Source organism: Methylobacterium sp. BE186 (genome assembly GCF_031457035.1).
Classification (GTDB): Bacteria; Pseudomonadota; Alphaproteobacteria; order Rhizobiales; family Beijerinckiaceae; genus Methylobacterium; species Methylobacterium segetis.
In genome coordinates this window covers 13,329-34,727 of the sequence record NZ_JAVDVV010000004.1, presented here as the reverse complement: position 1 = coordinate 34,727, position 21,399 = coordinate 13,329, and the positions used below count along the sequence as shown (strand labels likewise).

Genomic DNA, 21,399 nt, shown 5'->3' with positions numbered 1-21,399 from the left:
CCGACCGCGGTCGCCGCGAAGAGACGAGCCGACCCGTGACACTCCCTCGCGCCCTGCGGAACGCCGCCCTGGCGGTCCTCCTCGTCCTGGCGGCCGGCGAGCCGGCCCTCGCCGGGATCGTCGCCCGCATCGACCAGTCGAGCCAGCGCATGCGGGTCTATGTCGACGGGATGCTGGCCTATGACTGGCCCGTCTCGACGGCGCGGTCCGGCTTCGTCACCCCGAACGGCAGCTACCGGGTCGGGCTGATGGCGCCGATGTGGCGGTCGCGGAAATATCACGGCTCGCCGATGCCGCACGCGATGTTCTTCCGCGGGGGTTACGCGATCCACGGCACCTATGCGGTGGGCCATCTCGGGCGCCGCGCGAGCCACGGCTGCATCCGGCTGAGCCCCGGCAACGCCCGCACGCTGTTCCGGCTCACGCAGGTCTTCGGCGGGGCGCGGATCCTGATCCGGAACTGAGCGGGAGGGGACCCGGCGCAGGCAAGGCCCCGGCCGGGCTTCCGCGATGCGGCCCGAACGGGGCTCGGGGACCGAGGTCCCGCATCCTCGGGGATCCTCGCGCGGGCAGCGGCCCGCCGCGAAGATCCCCAGGGGTTTCAGCGCGGCGAGGCGTCGGGTGCCTCGCGCGTCGGCGTCAGTTCTGCTGCTGCGTCCGGCGGGGGCGGACGGTCCAGCGCTCGAAGGCGGAGGTCGGGTCCTCCTCGCGGGCGGGCTCGTTCTGCGCGTCCTGCGGCGGCTGGATCGCAGCGCCGAGCGCCTGGGACAGGCTCTCGATCACGTCGTCGATGCGCGCGTCGCCTTGTGCGGTCTCGGGCTCCTCGGCAGCGGGCGCCTCGGGCTCCGGATCCGGCTCCGAAGCGGCGGCCTCGGGTGCGGGGGTCGCGGCGACGACGGCGGCGGCCGCGACCGGCGCGGCGGCCGGAGCGCCGGTGCCCGCGATGCGGCGAAGCGCGTTCACCACGCCGTCGTCCTCACCGGACTTTCCCTCGGCCGGGCGGCCCTCCGCGGCCTTCGGGGCGTTGTAGCGGCCGAAGCCGAAGCGGGGCTCGATCAGGTCGAGCACCGCGTCGAGGGCGGCGTTGTTGACGTTGATCTCGCCGGCCTGCGGGGGACCCTGCAGCGCCACCGTGTGCCGCTCGTAGGCGGCGTCCTGCGAGACCTCGCGGCCGAACCAGACGGGCGCCACGAAGCCGTTGGCGTCGTTCTCGTTGTCGAAGGCGACGCTGATCAGGTCGAGGCTGCCGGGGCTGACGTAGCGGTCGATGCGGACCTCGCGGCCGTTCACGTTGACCGTGGTCCGGTCGTAGGCGGCCTTGCCGGTGCAGACGTCGAGAAGGGCGTCGCCGTGGGCGCGCGGCACGTCGGTGCGCTCCTCGCTCGTGCTCCCGTCCTGGCCCGCCGTGACGAGGATCAGGTGGCATTGCTGCCCGTCGACCCGCACGAAGGAGGTGCGCCCGGCCTGGGGGGCGAAGTAGCCCTCGGTGATACGGGATCCACCGCGTTCCTTGCGGATCAGACGCACCAGGGACGGTGCCACGAGAAACCGCCGAACGACACTCATACTCAGCCTCCGCGCATTCGCCGCCCGCCGGCGACGGGTGGACGCTCGTACCGTCGTGTCTCGGATGACCGGGGCTGGACGCGAAGACTTCGGTTGCCTCGCCAACAGCTTTGCAGCAAGGCCCGAGGATCTTCGCCCGGCCCTGCCCATTTCTCGGTCTCACGAGACATTTCGGCTTTGGGTTCACCAGGGACTAAGGAAAAAGGCGCCGAAATCAAGACCGAGGGCCGAGCGACATCTACCGTACGAAACCTTTCCCCATCAAAGGGATGTTTCTCTGCCGGCCTCGGGCTCGAAGGTCAGGGCGGTGCCGTTCATGCAATAGCGCAGGCCCGTCGGGGCCGGACCGTCGTCGAAGACGTGCCCGAGATGGCCCTTGCAGCGGGCGCAATGGGCCTCGGTCCGCACCATCCAGTGGCTGCGGTCGGTCTGCGTCTCGACGGCGCCGGGCAGCGGCTCGAAGAAGCTCGGCCAGCCCGTGCCGGACTCGAACTTGGTGCGGGAGACGAAGAGCGGCTCGCCGCATCCGGCGCAGGCGAAGGTGCCGGGCCGCTTCTCGGCGAGCAGGCAGCTCGTGCCGGCGCGCTCGGTGCCGTGCTCGCGCAGCACCCGGTACTGGTCGGGCGTCAGCGCGGCGCGCCATTCCGCCTCCGAGCGAGCCTCCGGAGCGTCCGTGGTGGGATCGGCCATGGTGTCCTCCTGATCTTCCGGGTCTCGAGCCCGATATGGTGACGGAGCGGTGCGGCCGGGAGGCGGCCTCAGGCCGCTGCCCCGACCGAATCCGCCATCCGCGCCTCGCGGGCGCCGAGGGGCAGTTCGGGGCCCGTGGTCGTGTCCCGGACCGTCTGGTGCTCCATCTCGGCGTTGATCTCGCCGCCGAGCAGCACGATCGTCGCCGAGATCCAGATCCAGGTCATGAAGCCGATCACCGCCCCGAGCGAACCGTACGTCTCGTTGTAATTGCCGAAGTTCGCCACGTACCACGAGAACAGGAGCGAGGCGGCGAGCCAGAGGATGCAGGCGACGAGGCTGCCGGTCCCCACCCAGCGCCAGCGGGCATGCTCCCGGCTCGGGCCGTATCGGTAGAGCACCGAGAGGCCGGCCAGCAGCACGAGGAGCAGCGCGGGCCAGCGCAGCAGCGCGATGAACCACGCGCTGTCGCTGATGCCGACATAGGCGAAGACGACGGGCAGGACCACGATCGAGGTCAGCGCGAAGATGATGAACAGCAGCGCCCCGCCCGTGAAGGTCAGCGAGCGCAGGTTGAGCATCACGAAGGAGCGCTTCTCCTCCTCCTCGTAGACGACGTTGAGGGCGTCGAACATCGCCTTCATGGCGGCGTTCGCGCTCCAGAGGGAGAGCACGAGGCTCGTGAAGAAGGTCACCCCGAGCGTGCCGCCGCCCTTCGAGGCGATGCGCTTGACCTGTTCGCCGACGATCTCGATGGCGCCCTGCGGCAGCACGCCCTGAAGGCTCGCGAGATGCGTGTTGATGACGCTCACATCCGCGAACAGGCCGTAGCAGGCGACGAGGGCGGCCACCGCCGGGAACAGCGAGAGCAGCGAGTAGAAGGTGACGCCCGCCGCCACCGACAGGACGCGATCCTTGTTGAACTCGAGGTAGACGCGGAACGCGATGTCCTTCCAGCCCGCCCCGGTGATCTCGGTGGGATTGCGGGCCTTGCGGCCGCGCTCGGGCTGCGTCGCGCCGACGAGCTCGGCCGCGCGGCCGGTATGGGAGCGGGCGCCGCCATCGGCGGCGCGGACCGGCTCCGGCTCGGTGAGCGGCGCGGCGGATCGGGCCTTCGGCGCCGCGGCGAGCGCGATCAGCGCCGTCCCGACGAGGAGCGTCCACAAGATCGAGCCGCCCGCGCCGGTCTCGGGCGGGGCGGGTGGGCGGGGCGGTGGCGCTGTCATGCGGGAAAGTGGCTCGAGAGGCTGCGCGGCGGCCCCGCGCACGGCAGCAACAACGTCAGCGCGGGAGCGCCGTTCCCCTCGGCATGCGGGCCGCGCGGCTCACGGCCGATAAAGCTGTGCATGGGTCTCGCGGAGCACGTTCTTCTGCACCTTGCCCATGGTGTTGCGCGGCAGCTCGCTCGCGAAGAGCACGCGCTTGGGCAGCTTGAACTTGGCGAGGCGCCCTTCGAGCTGGGCCAGCACGGCCGCCTCGTCCGGCGCGCCCTCGCCCGCCACCACGACGGCGGTGACGCCCTCGCCGAAATCGGCGTGGGGCAGGCCGATCACCGCGGATTCGATCACGCCGGGGATGGCGTCGATCTCGGTCTCGATCTCCTTCGGGTAGACGTTGAAGCCACCCGAGATGATGAGATCCTTGCCGCGCCCGACGATGTGGACGTAGCCCTCCGCATCGATCTTGCCGAGGTCGCCCGTGATGAAGAACCCGTCCGCCCGGAACTCGGCGGCGGTCTTCTCGGGCATCCGCCAGTAGCCCTTGAAGACGTTCGGGCCCTTGACCTCGATCATGCCGACCTCGCCCTCCGGCAGGCGCGCGCCGGTCTCCGGGTCGACCACGCGGAGCGCCACGTCCGGCAGGGGAAAGCCGACCGTCCCGGCGATGCGGCCGCCCTCGTAGGGGTTCGAGGTGCTCATGTTGGTCTCGGTCATGCCGTAGCGCTCGAGGATGGCGTGGCCGGTGCGGGCCTGCCATTCCCGGTGCGTCTCGGCGAGCAGGGGCGCCGAGCCCGAGATGAAGAGCCGCATCGGCGCGGCGACCTCCCGGGTCAGGCCCGGCTCCTTGAGGAGGCGGGTGTAGAAGGTCGGCACGCCCATCATCGCGGTCGCGCGCGGCATCAGCTCCAGGATACGCTTCGGGTCGAGCCGGGGCAGGAACAGCATGGTGCCGCCCGTGGCGAGCACGATGTTCGTCGCCACGAACAGGCCGTGGGTGTGGAAGACGGGCAGCGCGTGGATCAGCACGTCGTCGGCGGTGAAGCGCCAGAGATCGACGAGGGTGCGGGTGTTCGAGGCGAGGTTCTCGTGGGTCAGCATCGCGCCCTTCGAGCGCCCCGTCGTGCCCGAGGTGTAGAGGATCGCCGCGAGATCGTCCGGCTCGCGCGCCACGTCGGCGAAATCCGGTGCCGCCGCATCGGCCGCATCGGCCATGCTGCCCCGCCCGTCGCCGCCGAGGGTGCGGAGCGCCCCGACGCCGGCCCCTTGCGCGACCGGCGCCAGCGCGTCGCGCTTGCCCGGATCGCAGACGAACAGGGCAGGCTCGGCATCGGACAGGAAGTAGGCGACCTCCGCGCCCGTATAGGCGGTGTTGAGGGGCAGGAAGACCGCGCCGGCCCGCACCGCGCCGAGATAGAGGAAGATCACCTCGGGGCTCTTGTCGACCTGCACGGCGACCCGGTCGCCGACCGTCACGCCGAGCTCGGTGAGCGCGTTGGCGTAGGCCGCGGAGCGCGCGAGGAGGTCGGCATAGGTGAGCACCGCCCCGTCCGGCGTCTCGATGAAGGTCCTGGCCGCGGGGTCGGCGGGCAGACCGGCCCGCACGAGATCGAAGAGGTGGTTCGTCATGCGCGCGTGCCTAGCACATCGCGCGAATTCTTGGGGAGGGGTCAGGTTTGGGGAGGGGTAAGGTTTGGGGAGGGGTCAGGAACGTAGGCAGGCGGCAGGGATATGGGCAGATGTCGGGGCTGTGCGGCGGACCGCGCGGTGCCCCGCCGCGAGCGATGCCGTCCGTGCGAGCTTGACGGACGGCCTCCGCCCCGGCAGCGAGAGGGGCTGGCCCACCCTCACGCACGCGTTCGGACATCCCGGCTCGACATGAATCGTCCGCAGGAACGGCCGGCCCGCCGGTGGGATGGCGCGGGGTTCCGGATGCCGGATGCGCGCCGGATCCGTCGCGGCCGCCGGGGAACAGGCGCCGTCTGCCCGGACAGGCCGTCGCCCGCGAGGATATGCCGATGACCCGCGCCATCATGATCCAGGGGACGGGCTCGGATGTCGGCAAGTCGCTGATCGTCGCCGGGCTCGCCCGGGCCTTCACGCGGCGGGGCCTGCGCGTGCGCCCGTTCAAGCCGCAGAACATGTCGAACAACGCCGCCGTCACGGCCGATGGCGGCGAGATCGGGCGCGCGCAGGCGCTGCAGGCGCGGGCGGCCGGCGTGCCCCCCTCCGTCCACATGAATCCGGTCCTCCTGAAGCCCCAGAGCGAGGTCGGCTCGCAGGTCGTCGTGCAGGGCCGCATGGTCGGAACCGCGAAGGCGCGCGATTACCAGGGCTGGAAGCCGCGGCTGCTTGCCTCCGTGCTGGAGAGCTTCGCGCATCTTCGGGCGGAGGCCGACCTCGTCCTCGTCGAGGGGGCGGGCTCGGCCTCCGAGGTGAACCTGCGGGCCGGGGACATCGCCAATATGGGCTTTGCCCGCGCCTCCGGGACGCCGGTGATCCTGCTCGGCGACATCGACCGGGGCGGCGTCATCGCGAGCCTCGTCGGCACGAAGGCGGTGCTCGACGAGGCCGACGCGGCGATGGTGCGCGGCTTCCTCGTCAACCGCTTCCGGGGCGATCCCAGCCTGTTCGCGGACGGGATGCGGATCATCGCGGAGCGCACGGGCTGGGAGAGCCTCGGCCTCGTGCCCCATTTCGCCGACGCCGCGCGGCTCCCGGCCGAGGACGTGCTCGGCCTGCGCGGCTCGGAGGCGCGGGCGGGGTGCCGCACGATCGCGGTCCCGGTCCTGCCCCGGATCGCCAATTTCGACGACCTCGACCCGCTGCGCGCCGAGCCCGGGATCGCGGTGGTGCTGGTGCGGGCGGGCGAAGCGCTCCCCGGCGACGCCGACCTCGTCCTGCTGCCGGGCTCCAAGACCACGATCGACGACCTCGCCTACCTTCGAAGCCAGGGCTGGGACATCGATCTCCGGGCGCATCTGCGCCGCGGCGGGCGGGTCCTCGGCCTCTGCGGCGGCTACCAGATGCTCGGGCGCCTCATCAGCGACCCGCACGGCATCGAGGGCGAGGCGCGCTCCGTCCCCGGCCTCGGCCTCCTCGACGTCGAGACGGTGATGACGCCCCTCAAGCGCCTGGAGGCGGTAACGGGCGAGAGCCTGCCCGATCAGGTGCCGTTCGCCGGCTACGAGATGCATATCGGCGATACAGCGGGACCCGACGCCGCGCGCCCGCTCCTGCGCCTCGCGGACGGGCGGACCGACGGGGCCGTCTCGGCGGACGGCCGGGTGTTCGGCACCTACGTGCACGGGCTGTTCGCGGACGACCGGCAGCGCGCCGCCTGGCTCGCGCGCCTCGGCGCCGCGGCGAGCGGGGCGAATTACGAGGCCGGCATCGAGGCCGTGCTCGACGGCCTCGCCCGGCACATCGAGGCCCATGTCGATTGCGACCGGCTGCTCGCCCTGGCCGGGTGACCGCCTGTCAGCCCGCGAGAAGCGTGGCGAGCACGGCCGCCAGCCCGAACAGCAGGGCGCAGGCGGTGCGGTAGATCCGGATCGCCCGCTCGATATCCCCCGGTCCCGCCTCGGCGCGCCCATCGCCCATCCACGCATCGGCCACGCGCTCGCCCCCGTAGACCCGGGGGCCGGCAAGGCGCAGGCCCAGCGCCCCGGCCATCGCGGCCTCGGGCCAGCCCGCATTCGGCGAGCGGTGGGCCCGCGCATCCCGCCGCATCGCCGCCCAGGCGCCGCGTGCCGAGGCGCCCTTCGTCAGACGCGCCGCCGCGACGATGAGGAGGGCGGTGAGACGGGAGGCCGGCAGGTTGATCAGGTCGTCGAAGCGGGCCGCGGCCCAGCCGAACTCGGCGTGGCGGGGCGTGCGGTGGCCGATCATGCTGTCGGCGGTGTTGGCGGCCTTGTAGAGGAGGCCGCCGGGCAACCCGCCGAGGCCGATCCAGAAGGCCGGCGCCACGATCCCGTCGGAGAAATTCTCGGCGAGGCTCTCGATCGCGGCCCGGCAGATGCCGGCCTCGTCGAGGGTGTCGGGGTCGCGCCCGACGATCATCGAGACGGCGCGGCGCCCGCCCGGGAGGCCCTCCCGCCGCAGCGACGCGGCGACGCGGACGACGTGCTGGTCGAGGCTCCTCTGCGCGGGCAGCGTGGCGCAGAGGAGCGCGGCGAGGACGAGCCCGAGCACCGGGCCGGCGAGCCCGGCGAGCGCCGTCAGGGCGAGGCCGCTCGCGATCGCGGCGGCCAGCAGCACGAGGAGAGCGAGCACGCCCTTGAGGCGGCGCGCGCCGGGCTCGCCCCGGTTCAGCCCCCGGTCGAGGGCCGCGATCAGCTGGCCGATCCAGGTGACAGGGTGGCCGAGCGCCCTGTAGAGCGCGTCCGGATATCCCGCCGCGGCCTCGATCACGAGGGCGAGGGCGAGGATGATGAGCGTGTCGGGCGGATGGGCGAGGACGGTCCAGGACATGGGGTCTCGGGTGGGGGGGCGGGCGCGCCGGTGGTGAGCCACGGCGGCGACCTCGACGCCGCGCGCAGGCTGTTCCCGGACGCGCCCGAGCAGTGGATCGATCTCTCGACGGGGATCAATCCGGTCCCCTATCCCTGTCCGCCGCTGGAGGCCAGCCTGTTCCGCCGCCTGCCCGCGCCAGCCGACCTCGCGGCCCTGCGCGCGGCGGCCGCCACGGCCTATTGCGCAGATCCGGCAGCGATCGTGCCGGCCCCCGGCACGCAGATCCTGATCGAGATCCTGCCGCGGCTCCTGCCGCCGGGGCGGGTGGCGGTGGTCTCGCCGACCTATGCCGAGCACGAAGCCGCCTGGATCCGCGGCGGCCACGCCGTCGCCGCCGTGCCGGAGATCGCCGGGATCGGCGAGGCGGATGTGGCGATCGTCGTCAACCCGAACAATCCGGACGGGCGCGTCATCCCCGCCCCGCGCTTGCGGGCGCTGGCGGAGCGGCTGCGCGGGCGGGGCGGCCTCCTCCTCGTCGACGAGGCCTTCGCCGATCTGGAGCCCGTCGAGAGCCTGTGCCCCTTCGTGGGCCCCGGCCTCGTCGTGCTGCGCTCGTTCGGCAAGACCTACGGGCTCGCCGGCATCCGCCTCGGCTTCGCGGTGGCGGAGCCCGGCTTCGCCGAGCGGATCGCCGCCGCACTCGGGCCATGGGCAGTGTCGGGGCCGGCGCTCGCCATCGGCCGGGCCGCACTCGACGATGCGGCGTGGCGGGAGGCCGCGGCGCGGGAGCGGCGCTGGGATGCGGAGCGCCTCGACCGCATGATCGCCCGCGGGGGCGGCCGGGTCGTCGGCGGCACCGCCCTGTTCCGGACCGCCGATTTCGCGGACGGGCCGGACCTGTTCCGGCGGCTCGGCGAGGCCGGGATCTACGTGCGCCGGTTCGAGGCGGCGCCCGAGCGCCTCCGCTTCGGCCTGCCGCCCGACAAGGCGGCGTGGTGCCGCCTCTCGCGGATCCTCAGGTAGCCCGCGGCCGGTGCCGGTCGAGCACGGCGACGAGGAGGGCGAGGCTCGACAGCACGCCACCGACCGCGCAGACGCCCGGCCAGCCGGCGACGAGGAAGGCCCGCGAGCCGGCATAGGCGCCGAGCGCGCCGAACACGAACATCGCGGTGAACAGGACGGTGTTGATCCGCCCCCGCGCCCCGGGCACGAGCGCGTAGGCGCGGGTCTGGTTGGCGATGAGGGCGCCGTTCAGCCCGATATCGATGAGCAGCACGCCGGCCGCGACGCCGATGAGCGAGGTGCCGCCCCAGAGCCAGAGCACGGCGAAGGCCGCGAGCACGCAGGCGCTGCCCGCCACGACGACGGGCCGCGCCCCGCGCCGGTCCGTGAAGCGCCCCGACATCGGCGCGACGAGCGCGCCCGCGACGCCGATCACCCCGAACAGCCCGGCCCCGGCCGCCGTGAGATCGAAGGGCGGCGCCTCGACGAGGAGGGCGAGCGTCGCCCAGAAGGCGTTGAAGCTCGCGAACAGCAGGGCCTGCGACAGGGTCGCGGTGCGCAGGATCGGCTGCGTGCGCACGAGGTAGAGGATCGAGAGCATCAGCGCCCGGTAGCGCAGGGGCTTCGTCTGCGGCGTGCGCGGCAGGGTCGCGGCCGCGATCCCCGCCATGGCGAGCGCCACGCCCGCCGCCGCGAAGAACACCGCCCGCCAGCCGAACTGGGCACCGAAGAGCCCGCTCGCCGTGCGGGCGAGGAGGATGCCGGTCAGAAGCCCGGTCATCACCTGACCGACGATGCGCCCCCGGCTCGCGTCGGGGGCGAGCTCGGCGGCGAAGGGCACGGCCTGCTGCGCGGCCGAGGCGAGGATGCCGATCATCAGGCTCGCCAGCGCCAGAACGGCGAGGCTCGGGGCAGCGCCCGCCAGCAGCAGGGCGAGGCTGAGCGCCCCGAGCTGGCCGATGATCAGGCTTCGCCGGGGCAGGCTGTCGCCCAGGGGCACGAGGCCGAGGATGCCGAGCCCGTAGCCGATCAGGCAGGCCGTCGGGATCCAGACGGCCGCCCGCGCGCCGAATTCCGAGACGAGGAGCGCGAGAAGGGGCTGGTTGTAGTAGATGTTGGCAACCGCGCCGCCCGCGATCAGGGTCAGGCCGAGGCGGGCGCGGGTCGTGAGACGGGGTGTCTGCAAGGAAGGCGTCAAGGGAGGCGTCGGGGTGCGGGGCAAGCGGGCCCAACGCCCTAGGCCGCGCGGACCCGTCCTGGCAACAACCGCGGGTGGGAGCGTGGGATACCGCTCACGGATCGGTGAACCACCCCCCTCCCTTTCGCCGGAGCGCCCCCGTCACCATATCGCAATCGTTGCGGCAGAAGGACTTATGCTCCGCTGCCGCGCCGGGAGCCCTTGGAAACGTCGCCGTTTCGGGCTCTCATTTCGGGTGCGAGGATCGCCACGCGCTGATTCGCGCCCGCGACAGGCTTTCGCCGGACAACAGGGAGTTCCTGATGCCGAATTACCGCGTGAGTTTCGCCAAGCAGATCCTGGGTGTGCCCTTCACCGTCGGGTCCGTCGAGATCGCCCGGGCCCGCGATCCGGAGCGGGCGCGGCGCGCCGCGGAGCTGCGCTTCGCGCGCCAGCACGGCGTCGAGGATTGGCGCGAGCGGGCGGACCGGAACGAGATCGCGGCGAGCGAGTCGCACCGGGCCTGAGGCCGGCGCCCGACGGGTGCCCGACCCCTGGCCCTGCCCGCGTCCCGGGCCTAGAACGCTGACGGCCGCCTGCGCGGGGCGGCCGCGAATCCTCGACTCGGGTGGCGACGGAGCGAACGGCGTTTCATGGCGGCGACCTCTTTCTTCGGCGACCTGCTGCAGACGATCAGCGATCGCGGCCGAGACCTGATCAGCTTCGGCCGCGGCGACATCGCCGCGAAGGCGACCGCGCCCGAGCTCGCCAAGCTCTGCGAGGACCTGATCTCCCGCCGCGGCGAGGCGTCGGGCGTGGCGCTCGCCCGCCTCATCCTCGACCGCTACGCGAGCTTTCCCACGCCCGAGCGCCTCACCTTCCTGCGGCTCATCGCCCAGGAATTCGACGCCGACCACGCCGCTGTGGAGGCGGCAATCGGCGCCTACCGGGCCGACCCGACGCGCGCCCGCCTCGGGCGCCTGCACGAGGCGGCCGAGCCCCGCAGCCAGGAGTTGATCCGCCGCCTCAACCTCGCCCGCGACGGGACGCTGGCGCTCGTGCGCATGCGCGAGGACCTGATGGACCTGCGCGCGGCGCTCCGCGCCGAGGAGGGTGCGGACGCGGACCTGATCGACGCCGCCGACAGCCTCGACTGCGACTTCGAGCACCTGTTCGCCTCGTGGTTCAACCGGGGCTTCCTCGTGCTGCGCCACATCGACTGGACGACGCCGGCCCACATCCTGGAGAAGATCATCCGCTACGAGGCGGTGCACGAGATCCAGGGCTGGGACGACCTGCGGCGGCGCATCGAGCCCTCCGACCGGCGCTGCTTCGCCTTCTTCCACCCGGCCCTCGTCGACGAGCCGCTGATCTTCGTCGAGGTGGCGCTGACGGGCGGCATCGCCTCGGCGATCGCCCCGATCCTCGCCAACGAGCGCGAGCCCCTACCGATCCGCGCGGCGACGACGGCCGTGTTCTACTCGATCTCGAACTGCCAGCGGGGTCTGGCCGGCGTCACCTTCGGCAATTTCCTGATCAAGCAGGTGGTGGAGGATCTCGCCCGCGAGATCCCCTCGCTGAAGACCTTCGTCACCCTCTCGCCGGTCCCGGGCTTTGCCCGCTGGCTCGATCGGGAGCGGCGCGCCGACGCGCCTCAGGGCCTCACCAAGGAGGATATCGAGGGCTTGCGCCTGCTGGAGCAGCCGGGCTGGCAGGGCGACAAGACGAGCTGCGAGGCGGTGCGCAAGGCGATGCTGCCGGCCGCGGCCGCCTATTTCCTGCGCGCGAAGAACGACCGCGGACGGCCCCTCGACCCGGTCGCCCGCTTCCATCTCGGCAACGGGGCGCGGCTGGAGCGGCTGAACTTCCTCGGCGACACCTCGCCCAAGGGCATCAAGCAATCCCACGGGCTGATGGTGAACTACCTCTACGACCTCTCGGCCATCGAGAAGAACCACGAGACCTACGCGAATCTCGGCACGGTGGCCGCCTCGGGCACCGTGAGCCGGGAATTGCGGGCGAACCTTCCGCCCCCGCGCGCCGTCGCGCTCGCCGACGCCTGAGGGCGCCGCGCAGCGCCTCGGCCGCGCCCTGCGGAGATCAGAACTCGATCCCCTCCTGCGCCTTCACGCCCGCCGAGAAATGGTGCTTCACGTTGCCCATCTCGGTCACGAGGTCGGCCGCCTCGATCAGCGCCGGCTTCGCGTTGCGGCCGGTGACGACCACGTGGAGGTCCGGCCGGCGCGCCCGCAGCACCGCCACCACCGCCTCGACGTTGAGATAGTCGTAGCGGAGCGCGATGTTCATCTCGTCGAGGACGAGGAGGCGGATCGTCTCGTCCGCCATCAGGGTCTGTGCCGTCGCCCAGGCCCGCGCGCAGGCGGCGATGTCCCGGGCCTTGTCCTGCGTCTCCCAGGTGAAGCCCTCGCCCAGCGCGTGCCAGACGACCCGGTCGCCGAAGGTGTCCAGCGCCCGCTTCTCGCCGGTGTCCCAGGCGCCCTTGATGAATTGCACGACGCCGATCCGCCAGCCGCGCCCCAGGGCCCGGAGCACGAGGCCGAGCGCCGCCGTGGTCTTGCCCTTGCCGGGGCCGGTATTGACGATGAGGAGCCCCTTCTCGACGGTCTTCGAGGCGACCTCGGCGTCCTGCACCGCCTTGCGCTTCTGCATCTTCTCGCGGTGGCGCGCGTCCTCGTCGCTCATGCAGGTCCTCCAGCGGGTTTGACGACCATCGGCAGCCCGGCCACCAGGAACACGACGCGGTCGGCCTCCCGCGCGAGGCGCTGGTGGAGCCGGCCGGCCGCGTCGCGGAAGGCGCGGGCCAGGGCGTTGTCGGGCACGATGCCGAGCCCGACCTCGTTCGAGACGAGGACGAGGGGGCCGGCCGCCGCGGCGCAGGCCGCCGCGAGATCCTCGAACGCGGCCGCGAGATCGGCCTCGGCCATCATCAGGTTGGTGAGCCAGAGCGTCAGGCAATCGACGAGGACCGGACCCCGCGTCGCCCGGATCGCGGCGGAGAGATCCACGGGCACGTCCCGCGTCACCCAGCCCTCCCCCCGGCGGGCGCGGTGGAGGCCGATGCGCTCGCGCATCTCGTCGTCCCAGGCCTGCGCGGTAGCGAGGTAGGTCCAGGGCGCCGGGCAGGCCTCGATCAAGGCCTCCGCGTGGGCGCTCTTGCCGGAACGCGCGCCGCCGAGCACCAGGGTCATGCGGGGAGCGGCCTGAAGCATCGGCCTCCTTTGCCCCAAGCCTCCCCCTCCGGTCAAAGATCGCCTCACCTCCGGTCAAAGAATCGCGCGACCGGGCCGAGCCCGCGTTGTGCCCGCTCGCGCGACAGGCTAGAAGCCGGGGGGACGGTGCCCCGGCAACGGGGTGAAAAGGGAATGCGGTGAGGGGCTCGGGCTCCGAATCCGCGGCTGCCCCCGCAACTGTGAGCGGCGAGCTCCTGCCACCACGCCACCGGACCCCCGGGAAGGCGGCAGGCGCGAGGATCCGCGAGCCAGGAGACCTGCCGTCCCCCCGCTATCCTCGACGCCGCCGGCGGGGCGGCCGGAGACCTGACACGATGACGACGAACGTCCAGACCCTCGGCACCACCGGCACCCGCGCGAACGAGGGCGCCGCCGCCATCGTGATCGCCGCCCTGCTCGGCATCGGCCTCGTCTTCCTCGCGGGCTTCGCGCCGGCCTCGGCGCTGCACAACGCGGCGCACGATTTCCGGCACACGCAGAACTTCCCCTGCCACTGACCGCTCTGCCTCAGCCCGCAGAGATCTCATGATCATCCGGCTCCTGTCGGCGGCCCTCGTCGCCGGCTTCCTGGCGGCCGTCGTCGCGACGGGCCTGCAGCTCGCCCTCACCTCGCCGCTCATCATCGCGGCCGAGCGCTACGAGACGCGGGCCGCGCACGAGGCGGCCGACGCCCGCCTGCCGATCATCCTGGCCCACGCGCCCGCCCAGGGGCAGGCGCCCGGCGGCCACGCGCACGACCACGGCACGGCCGGTCCGGGCGGGGAATGGCAGCCCGGCCCCGGCCTGCCGCGGATGGCCTTCACCGGGCTCGCGACGCTCATCGGCGCCGTCGGCTACGCGCTCCTCCTCGGCGCCGCGATGCTCGCCTGCGGCCGCGCGCCGACGCCGGAGCGGGCGCTCGCCTTCGGGCTCGCGGGCTTCGCGGCTCTCGCGCTCGCCCCTGCCCTCGGCCTGCCCCCCGAATTGCCGGGCAGCGAGGCGGCCCCCCTCGTCACGCGCCAAGCCTGGTGGCTGATGACCGCCGCCGCGACCGCGATGGGCCTCTACCTGATCCTGATCCGGCGGGCGGCCATCACCATCCTCGGCGGTCTCGTGCTCATCGTCGCCCCCCATCTCGCGGGCGCCCCGGTGCCGCCCGAGGGGAATTCGGGCGTGCCCGCGATCCTCGCCGCGCAATTCGCCGCGCGCTCGCTCGGCGTCGCCTTCGTGTTCTGGGCGATGATCGGTCTGGCTTTCGGCTGGGCCTGGCAGGTCTTCGGGCGCGAGGCCAAGGCACCCGCCCGTGCCTGAGGCAGCATCCGAACCGGTGGTGCTCTACGTCTGCACCACCTGCCGCGCCGAGGGCGACGGGGACGGCCCGCGCGCCGGGGCACGCCTCCTCGCGGCCGTCGAGAACGCGCTCGCCGCGGAGCCCGTGCCGGGCCTCCGCGTCGAGCCGGTCGAGTGCCTCTCGGTCTGCAAGCGCCCCTGCACGGTCGCGGTCACCGCGCCCGACCGCTGGACCTACGTCTACGGCGACCTCGACCCGGAGACCTCCGCCCCCACCCTCCTCGCGGGCATCCGCCTCTATGCCGGCACGAGCGACGGCATCGTGCCCTGGCGGGCGCGGCCGGAAGCCTTCCGCAAGGGCGTGATCGCCCGCATCCCGCCCCGCGCCTCCGCGTAAGCGGGCGGCACGCCATCACGAGTTCCCCATGAGCATCGTCGAGAAGATCCCCTGCACCATCGTCACCGGCTTCCTCGGCGCCGGAAAGACGACCCTCGTGCGCCACGTGATGGAGCAAGCGGGCGGGCGCCGCCTCGCGATCCTCGTCAACGAATTCGGCGATGTCGGCTTCGACGGCTCGTTCCTCGCCGCCTGCGGCGTGCCGGGCTGCAGCGAGGAATCCATCGTCGAGCTGCCGAACGGCTGCATCTGCTGCACCGTCGCCGACGATTTCGTGCCCGCCCTCAACACCCTGCTGGAGCGCCCGGACCCGCCGGAGCACATCCTGATCGAGACTTCGGGCCTCGCACTGCCGAAGCCCCTCGTCCAGGCCTTCCAGTGGCCGGCGATCCGCTCGCGGGTGACGGTCGACGGCGTCGTCGCGGTGGTGGACGGTCCGGCCGTGGCCTCCGGTGCCTTCGCGGAGGATCCCGACGCGCTCGCCGCCCAGCGCGCGGCCGATGCCAGCGTCGAGCACGAGAACCCGCTGGAGGAGGTGTTCGAGGACCAGCTCCTCTGCGCCGACCTCGTGGTGCTGAACAAGGCGGACCTCCTCGGCGAGGCCGAGCGCGCGAGCGTCCGGGCCGAGATCGAGCGCCAGCTGCCCCGCGCGGTCAAGGTGGTGGAGACCTCTCACGGCGCGATCGACGCCCGGGTGCTCCTCGGCCTCAACGCGGCGGCCGAGGACGACCTCGACGCCCGCCCCTCCCATCACGGCGAGGGCGAGGACCACGACCACGACGATTTCGAGACGGTCGCCCTGCCGGTGCGCGCGGCGAGGAACCCGGGCGACCTCGCCGCACGGGTCGAGAAGGCCGCCGAGACGGCGGGCGTGCTGCGCATCAAGGGCTTCGCCGAGATCGAGGGCAAGCCGATGCGCCTCGTCGTCCAGGGCGTCGGACGTCGCGTCGCGCACCATTTCGACCGGCCCTGGCGCGCATCCGAATCCCGCGACGGCCGCCTCGTCGTGATCGGCCTCAAGGGTTTCGACCGGGATGCCGTCGCGGCGGCGCTCGCCGGATAGGCCGGGGCGGCGCTATAGTGCGGGCGCAGGGACGGCGACCGGACATGCTGGAACGGATCACGAGGCCGATGAGCGTGGCGGAGTTCTTCGCGTGGCAGGAGCGCCAGGCGGAGCGCTACGAGCTCGTCGGCGGCATTCCCGTGCGGCTGACGGCGGGAGCGCGGAACGTCCACGACGACATCGTGGTGAACCTCTTGGTGGCCCTGCGCCGCGGCGGCTGCCGCCCTCTCACCGGCGACGGCAGCGTCGAGACCCTACCCGGCCAGATCCGCCGGCCCGATGTCGGCGTCGATTGCGGCGTGCGCGATCCCAACGCCCTGAAGGCGGCCGAGCCTCGGCTCGTCGCGGAGGTCCTGTCCCCGAGCACGCGCGACTTTGACGCCTTCGAGAAGCTGGCCGAGTACCGGAACATCGAGAGCCTCGAGTACATCCTGCTCGTCGAGCCGAACGCTCCGGAGATCATGCTCTGGTCCCGCGACGCGTCGCGCGCCTGGGTCAAGGAGCGCGTCGCGAGCCTCGACGCGTCCCTCTCCCTGCCCTCCCTCGCCACGAGCCTGCGCCTCTCGGACATCTACGAGGGTGTCGTCTTCCCGAACCGTCCGCGCCTCGTCCAGGACGAGCCGGCCGGCCCGGCGGCCTGACGCGGCGGATCGCGAGACCCCATGCACCTCGTCCGCATCGATACGGTCTCCCTCGACGAGGGCGAGGCGGCCGTCGATCTCGGGCAGGCGCCGGGCGACATCGTCTTCCTCTCCTTCACCGATTCCGACCTCGCGGGCGTCGCGGCCGCGCACGCCGCGGGAGGAGCGGGCGGGCCCTCCCTGCGGCTCGCCAAGCTCGCGCGCCTGCGCCACCCGATGTCGGTGGACCTCTACGTCGACGGCGTGGTCGCCCGCGCGAGGATCGTCGTGATCCGCTGCCTCGGCGGCCTCGATTACTGGCGCTACGGCGTGGAGCGGGCCTACGCCGCGGCGCGGGCGCGAGGGGTCAAGCTCGCGGTGCTGCCCGGCGACGACCGGCCGGATTCGCGCCTCGACGCCTATTCCACGGTGCCCGGCCTCGCGGCCGATCTCGATGCCTATTTCCGCGCCGGCGGCCCTGACAACCTGCGCCGGATGCTCGGGCGGCTGGCCTCCGAGATCGGCGAGCCGGCCGCGGTCGAGCCGCCGGAACCGCTGCCGCGGGGCTTCGCGTGGTGCCCCGGCTGCGGGCCGGTCTCCGTCGAAACCGCCCTCGCGGCGGCGGGAGCACCGATGGCGCTCCTCCTCGTCTATCGCTCCGCCATTCTCGGGGGCGACACGGCCCCGGTCGCGGCGCTCGCGGCGGCCCTGCGGGCGCGGGGAGTCGGCAGCGCCGTCGTCGCGGTGTCGAGCCTGAAGGACCCGGCCGCGTTGGAGCCGGTGCGCGCCCTGATCGCCGCACGCCGGCCCGACCTCGTCGTGGCGGCGACCGCCTTCTCGGCGCGGGAGGACGCGGCCTTCCCCCTCGACGCGGCCGATTGCCCGGTGCTGCAGGCCTTCACGATCGGCAGCCCCCGCGCCGCCTGGGCGGCCTCGGCGCGCGGCATGAACGCCGCCGACCTCGCCATGCAGGTGGCGCTGCCCGAATTCGACGGCCGGCTCTCGGGCTTCCCCGTCTCGTTCAAGGAGGAATTCCCCGAGGTCGAGGGCTATGCCGAGCGTCGCGCGATCCCCGACCCGGAGGGCATCGCGGCCCTCGCCGACCGGGCCGCCGCCTGGATCCGGCTCGCGCGGACGCCACGCGCGGAGCGGCGGCTCGCGATGGTGCTCTCGGACTATCCCGCCCGCGGCGGCCGGGCCGGCTTCGCAGTCGGGCTCGACACGGAAGCGAGCGCCCGCGCCATCGCGGCGGATCTGGCGGAGGCCGGCTACGCGATCGGGTCGCTGCCGGAGGCCGGCGGCCTGTTGCGGACCCTCACGGAGGGCGCGGCCGGGTTCGCGGTGTCCCTCGACGATTACCGGGCGTGGCTCGCGACCCTGCCGGCAGAGGCGCGCGAAGCCCTGAACGCCCGCTGGGGAGCGCCGGAGAGCGATCCCGCACTCATCGACGGGGCCTTCCGCTTCCGGTCGGCCGCGGGTCCCCTCTCGATCTTCCTCCAGCCGGACCGCGGCCGGGGCGAGGACCGCAAGGCCGGCTATCACGACCCGGACGCGCCGCCGACCCACGCCTACCTCGCCTTCCATCTCGGCCTGCGGACCCGCTTCGACGCGCTGATTCATCTCGGCACCCACGGCACCACGGAATGGCTGCCCGGCAAGGCCGTCGCCCTCGGTCCGGAATGCTGGCCGGCCCTCGCCGTCGGCGCGCTGCCCGTGATCTACCCGTTCATCGTGGACGATCCGGGCGAGGCCGCACCCCTGAAGCGGCGCCTCGGCGGCATCGCCCTCGGCCACCTGACGCCGCGCGTGGAGCGGGCCGAGCTCGCCCCGGACGCGGCGCGCCTGCGCGAGCTCGTGGAGGAATACGCGTCCGCGAGCGTGCTCGATCCGCGCCGGGCCGCGCTCATCGCGCGGGCGATCCTGGACGATGCCGAAGCGGCGGGCCTCCTCGACGGCGCCGGCATCGCGGCCGACACGCCGATCACGGACGCGCTCACCGCCCTCGACGCGCATCTCTGCGACCTCGCCGAGACCGCCTTCCGCGACGGCTTCCACGTCTTCGGGCGCGCGCCCGAAGACGCCGATGCGGGCCGCCGCGCCTGCGCCGAGGCCGAGCGGCAGGGCCTTCTCGCGGCCCTCGACGGGCGGTTCGTGCCGCCGGGTCCCGCCGGCTCGCCCTCGCGCGGGCGGACCGACGTGATGCCCACGGGGCGCAACCTCACCACCCTCGACCCGCGCGCCCTGCCGACGCGGGCCGCCGCGACGCTCGGCGCCAAGGCGGCCGATGCCGTGGTGCGCCGCTACCTGCAGGACGAGGGCGAGTACCCGGCCCGCATCGTCATGGACCTCTGGGCCTCGCCGACCCTGCGCACAGGCGGCGAGGACGTCGCCCACGCCCTCTCACTGATGGGCGTCCGCCCGGTCTGGGACCACGCCACGACCCGGGTCACCGGCTTCGAGGTGCTGCCGCTCGCCCTGCTCGACCGGCCGCGCATCGACGTGACCCTGCGCGTCTCCGGCGCCTTCCGCGACACCTTCCCGGAGACGCTGGCGCTCCTCGACCGGGCGGCCCGCGCGGTGGCCGCCCGCGACGGGGAGGAGGAATCCGAGAACCCGCTCGCCGCCGCCCGCCGCCGCGGCGAGGCGACATCCCGCGTCTTCGGCGCCGCGCCCGGCCGCTACGGGGCGGGCGCGGCCGGCACCGCCCTCGACGGCGCCTGGGAGACGCGGGCCGATCTCGGCGCCGCCTACCTCGCCGCGACCTCGCACGCCTACGGCGACGCGGAAGGCGCGGATGCGAGCTTCGCCGAGCGGGTGGCGCGGGCCGACGCCTACGTCCACGCCTTCGACGTGGCCGAGCGCGACCTCCTCGACGGCGACGCGGGCGCCGACGCGATGGGCGGCTTCGCGGCGGCGGCGGAGGCGGGGGGCGCGAGCCCCGCCCTCTACAGCCTCGACGTCGCCGACCCCGAGGCGCCCAAGGCCCGCACCGCCCGCGAGGACGTGGCCCGTCTGATCCGCGGGCGCCTCGCCAACCCGCGCTGGATCGCCGCCCAGCTCCGCCACGGCTACCGGGGCGTGCAGGAGCTGGCGCAGGGAATCGACGCCCTGTTCGTCCTCGCCGCCACGACCGACGCGGTGCGCGGCAGCGACCTCGACCACCTCTACGGCGCCTGGATCGCCGATCCCGAGACCTTCGAGCGGATCGCGGCGGCAAACCCTCCGGCGACGCGGGCGATCCTGGAGCGGTTCGAGGACGCGCGCCGCCGCGGCCTCTGGCTGAGCCGCCGCAACGCGATTCCCCCCGACGCGCTGATGCCGGAGGCCGCCGAATGAGCCTGCCCCGGCGCGCCCTTCCCGAGGCCCCCTCCCGCCGCGGCTGGTGCCCCGGCCTCGCCCGGCCGATGCCGACCGGCGACGGCCTCCTCGCCCGCATCCATCCCGCGGGCGGCGTCCTGACGCTCGAACAGCTGCGCAACGTCGCCAAGGCCGCCCGCCGCTTCGGCAACGGGCATATCGACGTGACCGCCCGCGCCAACCTGCAGGTCCGCGGCGTCACGGAGGCGACGCGCGGGGATCTCGCGGCCCGGCTCGACGCCGCCGGCCTCGGCGACGCGCGGCCGGATGGCGGCCCGCAGCGGCTGACGCTCGCGAGCCCGCTGGCCGGCCTCGATCCCGCGGAGCTGATCGACGTGCCGGCGCTGGCGCGGGACATCGAGGCGGCGGGCCGCGCCATCGCCGGGCTGCCGGCCAAGACCCTGGTGAGCCTCCACGGCGGCGGCCGCTTCGGGCCGGGTGAGGCCGAGGCCGACATCGCCCTGCGCGCCGAGGGCCGCGGAGAGATCGCGCTCGCCCTCGCGACCGCGGACGGGCCGGACCGGATCGGCGAGGTCTCCGAGGCGGAGGCGGCCGGCGCGGTGGCCTATCTCCTCGCCGCCTTCGCCCGCACGGGCCAGCGCCGCGTGCGCGACCTCTCGGATGAGGCGCGCCGCTTCCTATTTGCAGGGCGCCCCCCCTCCCCAGTCCGGGAGAGGGGGTCCGTCGTGCCGAACGGTGCCCTGGCCGGGCAGCGCGGAATGCCGCCTCCGGCGGGCCTTCACGTCCTCTCCCCGTCCCTTGCAATCCTCGCCGCCGAGGCGCCCTTCGGCCGCTGCGACGCCGCCGCCCTCGACGCGCTGGCGCGGATTGCCGACGCTCTCGGCACGCCCGAGATCCGCCTCTCCTCGACGCGCGGCTTCGTTCTGAGCGCGCCCGATCCCGCCTCGGGCACGCGGGCGCTCGCCGACCTCGCCGCCGCCGGATTCGTGGTCGCACCCGACGATCCGCGGCGGTCCGTCGCCGCCTGCCCCGGCGCGCCCGCCTGCGCCTCGGGCTCCACGCCGGCGCCCGCCGACGCCGCCCGCCTCGCCGAGGCCTTCAGGGCCTTCGCGAGCCGCGGCCTGAACGCCCACGTCTCCGGCTGCGCCAAGGGCTGCGCCCGGCCCGCTCCCGCCGACCTCACCCTCGTCGGGGCCGACGGGCGCTACGGCATCGTCCTGAACGGGGCGCCCGGCGATGAGCCGGCGATCCAACTGACTTTCGAGGCGGCGCTCGAACGCGTAAGGAGGGCGGATTCCGCCGAGCCTCTCCAGCGCGCCTTCGACACCCGACCCACAAATTCCGACCCATAAATTCGACCGATGAGTTCCGACC

General features: G+C 73.6%; 20 protein-coding genes and 1 riboswitch. Of the genes, 12 read left to right on the top strand and 8 right to left on the bottom strand.

What is annotated here, in order from left to right:
- Positions 1–35: 35 nt before the first annotated feature.
- Complete coding sequence (locus J2X36_RS05925; protein WP_245516598.1) at positions 36–464, top strand: L,D-transpeptidase; 429 nt, start codon at positions 36–38, stop codon at positions 462–464.
- A 175-nt stretch (positions 465–639) separates the two neighbouring features.
- Here J2X36_RS05925 and J2X36_RS05920 read toward each other — a convergent pair whose 3' ends face one another.
- The 4 genes from J2X36_RS05920 to J2X36_RS05905 all read right to left on the bottom strand — a co-directional run bounded on the left by J2X36_RS05920 (position 640) and on the right by J2X36_RS05905 (position 5,102).
- Entirely contained in the window at positions 640–1,566 is a 927-nt protein-coding gene (locus J2X36_RS05920; protein WP_132254767.1) for a hypothetical protein, read from the bottom strand.
- Between the two features lie 261 nt (positions 1,567–1,827).
- Complete coding sequence (gene msrB / locus J2X36_RS05915) at positions 1,828–2,256, bottom strand: peptide-methionine (R)-S-oxide reductase MsrB (RefSeq protein ID WP_310347261.1); 429 nt, start codon at positions 2,254–2,256, stop codon at positions 1,828–1,830.
- 68 nt (positions 2,257–2,324) lie between these two features.
- Entirely contained in the window at positions 2,325–3,482 is a 1,158-nt protein-coding gene (locus J2X36_RS05910; protein ID WP_310347260.1) for a YihY/virulence factor BrkB family protein, read from the bottom strand.
- A gap of 99 nt (positions 3,483–3,581) precedes the next feature.
- The gene (locus tag J2X36_RS05905) at positions 3,582–5,102 is read right to left on the bottom strand and encodes a malonyl-CoA synthase (RefSeq protein ID WP_310347258.1); all 1,521 of its coding nucleotides are present in this window, start codon (positions 5,100–5,102) and stop codon (positions 3,582–3,584) included.
- 389 nt (positions 5,103–5,491) lie between these two features.
- Here J2X36_RS05905 and J2X36_RS05900 point away from each other — a divergent pair, with 389 nt between their 5' ends.
- Complete coding sequence (locus J2X36_RS05900; RefSeq protein ID WP_310347256.1) at positions 5,492–6,946, top strand: cobyric acid synthase; 1,455 nt, start codon at positions 5,492–5,494, stop codon at positions 6,944–6,946.
- 7 nt (positions 6,947–6,953) lie between these two features.
- Here J2X36_RS05900 and cbiB read toward each other — a convergent pair whose 3' ends face one another.
- The gene (gene cbiB / locus J2X36_RS05895) at positions 6,954–7,946 is read right to left on the bottom strand and encodes an adenosylcobinamide-phosphate synthase CbiB (protein WP_132254763.1); all 993 of its coding nucleotides are present in this window, start codon (positions 7,944–7,946) and stop codon (positions 6,954–6,956) included.
- On the opposite strand from cbiB, the gene cobD reads away from it, so the two are divergent.
- A complete protein-coding gene (gene cobD, locus J2X36_RS05890) occupies positions 7,923–8,951 on the top strand; it encodes a threonine-phosphate decarboxylase CobD (RefSeq protein ID WP_310347254.1) in 1,029 nt (342 codons plus the stop codon). The genes cbiB and cobD overlap by 24 nt on opposite strands.
- Here cobD and J2X36_RS05885 read toward each other — a convergent pair.
- Positions 8,944–10,116, bottom strand: a complete 1,173-nt coding sequence (locus tag J2X36_RS05885; protein ID WP_310347253.1) for an MFS transporter — start codon at positions 10,114–10,116, stop codon at positions 8,944–8,946. The two genes, cobD and J2X36_RS05885, sit on opposite strands and share 8 nt — an antisense overlap.
- 314 nt (positions 10,117–10,430) lie before the next feature.
- On the opposite strand from J2X36_RS05885, the gene J2X36_RS05880 reads away from it, so the two are divergent.
- Together J2X36_RS05880 and J2X36_RS05875 are read left to right on the top strand one after the other, a co-directional pair.
- A complete protein-coding gene (locus tag J2X36_RS05880) occupies positions 10,431–10,634 on the top strand; it encodes a hypothetical protein (RefSeq protein WP_132254760.1) in 204 nt (67 codons plus the stop codon).
- A gap of 126 nt (positions 10,635–10,760) precedes the next feature.
- On the top strand, positions 10,761–12,170 hold the full coding sequence (locus J2X36_RS05875) for a malonyl-CoA decarboxylase (protein WP_310347251.1): 1,410 nt from the start codon (positions 10,761–10,763) through the stop codon (positions 12,168–12,170).
- A gap of 37 nt (positions 12,171–12,207) precedes the next feature.
- Here the strand turns inward: J2X36_RS05875 and cobO are convergent, their stop codons facing one another.
- Complete coding sequence (cobO, locus tag J2X36_RS05870) at positions 12,208–12,810, bottom strand: cob(I)yrinic acid a,c-diamide adenosyltransferase (protein WP_310347249.1); 603 nt, start codon at positions 12,808–12,810, stop codon at positions 12,208–12,210.
- Entirely contained in the window at positions 12,807–13,337 is a 531-nt protein-coding gene (gene cobU, locus J2X36_RS05865) for a bifunctional adenosylcobinamide kinase/adenosylcobinamide-phosphate guanylyltransferase (RefSeq protein WP_310347247.1), read from the bottom strand. The genes cobO and cobU overlap by 4 nt, the downstream gene beginning before the upstream one ends.
- A gap of 107 nt (positions 13,338–13,444) precedes the next feature.
- Positions 13,445–13,638, top strand: a riboswitch (cobalamin riboswitch).
- Between the two features lie 34 nt (positions 13,639–13,672).
- Between cobU and J2X36_RS05860 the strand changes: the two genes are divergently transcribed.
- The 7 genes from J2X36_RS05860 to cobG are packed head-to-tail and all read left to right on the top strand — an operon-like array spanning position 13,673 to position 21,377.
- On the top strand, positions 13,673–13,855 hold the full coding sequence (locus J2X36_RS05860) for a CbtB-domain containing protein (protein ID WP_132254757.1): 183 nt from the start codon (positions 13,673–13,675) through the stop codon (positions 13,853–13,855).
- Between the two features lie 28 nt (positions 13,856–13,883).
- Positions 13,884–14,648, top strand: coding sequence for a CbtA family protein (locus J2X36_RS05855; RefSeq protein WP_310347243.1), 765 nt, complete (start codon positions 13,884–13,886; stop codon positions 14,646–14,648).
- Complete coding sequence (locus tag J2X36_RS05850) at positions 14,641–15,024, top strand: DUF1636 domain-containing protein (protein WP_310347241.1); 384 nt, start codon at positions 14,641–14,643, stop codon at positions 15,022–15,024. The genes J2X36_RS05855 and J2X36_RS05850 overlap by 8 nt, the downstream gene beginning before the upstream one ends.
- A 28-nt stretch (positions 15,025–15,052) precedes the next feature.
- Positions 15,053–16,087: a cobalamin biosynthesis protein CobW gene (gene cobW / locus J2X36_RS05845; RefSeq protein WP_310347239.1), complete on the top strand. Its 1,035-nt coding sequence runs from the start codon at positions 15,053–15,055 to the stop codon at positions 16,085–16,087.
- A 44-nt stretch (positions 16,088–16,131) separates the two neighbouring features.
- Positions 16,132–16,728, top strand: coding sequence for a Uma2 family endonuclease (locus tag J2X36_RS05840; RefSeq protein ID WP_310347237.1), 597 nt, complete (start codon positions 16,132–16,134; stop codon positions 16,726–16,728).
- Between the two features lie 21 nt (positions 16,729–16,749).
- Complete coding sequence (gene cobN, locus J2X36_RS05835; RefSeq protein ID WP_310347235.1) at positions 16,750–20,043, top strand: cobaltochelatase subunit CobN; 3,294 nt, start codon at positions 16,750–16,752, stop codon at positions 20,041–20,043.
- Entirely contained in the window at positions 20,040–21,377 is a 1,338-nt protein-coding gene (gene cobG, locus J2X36_RS05830) for a precorrin-3B synthase (RefSeq protein ID WP_310347233.1), read from the top strand. The genes cobN and cobG overlap by 4 nt, the downstream gene beginning before the upstream one ends.
- Positions 21,378–21,399: the final 22 nt, after the last annotated feature.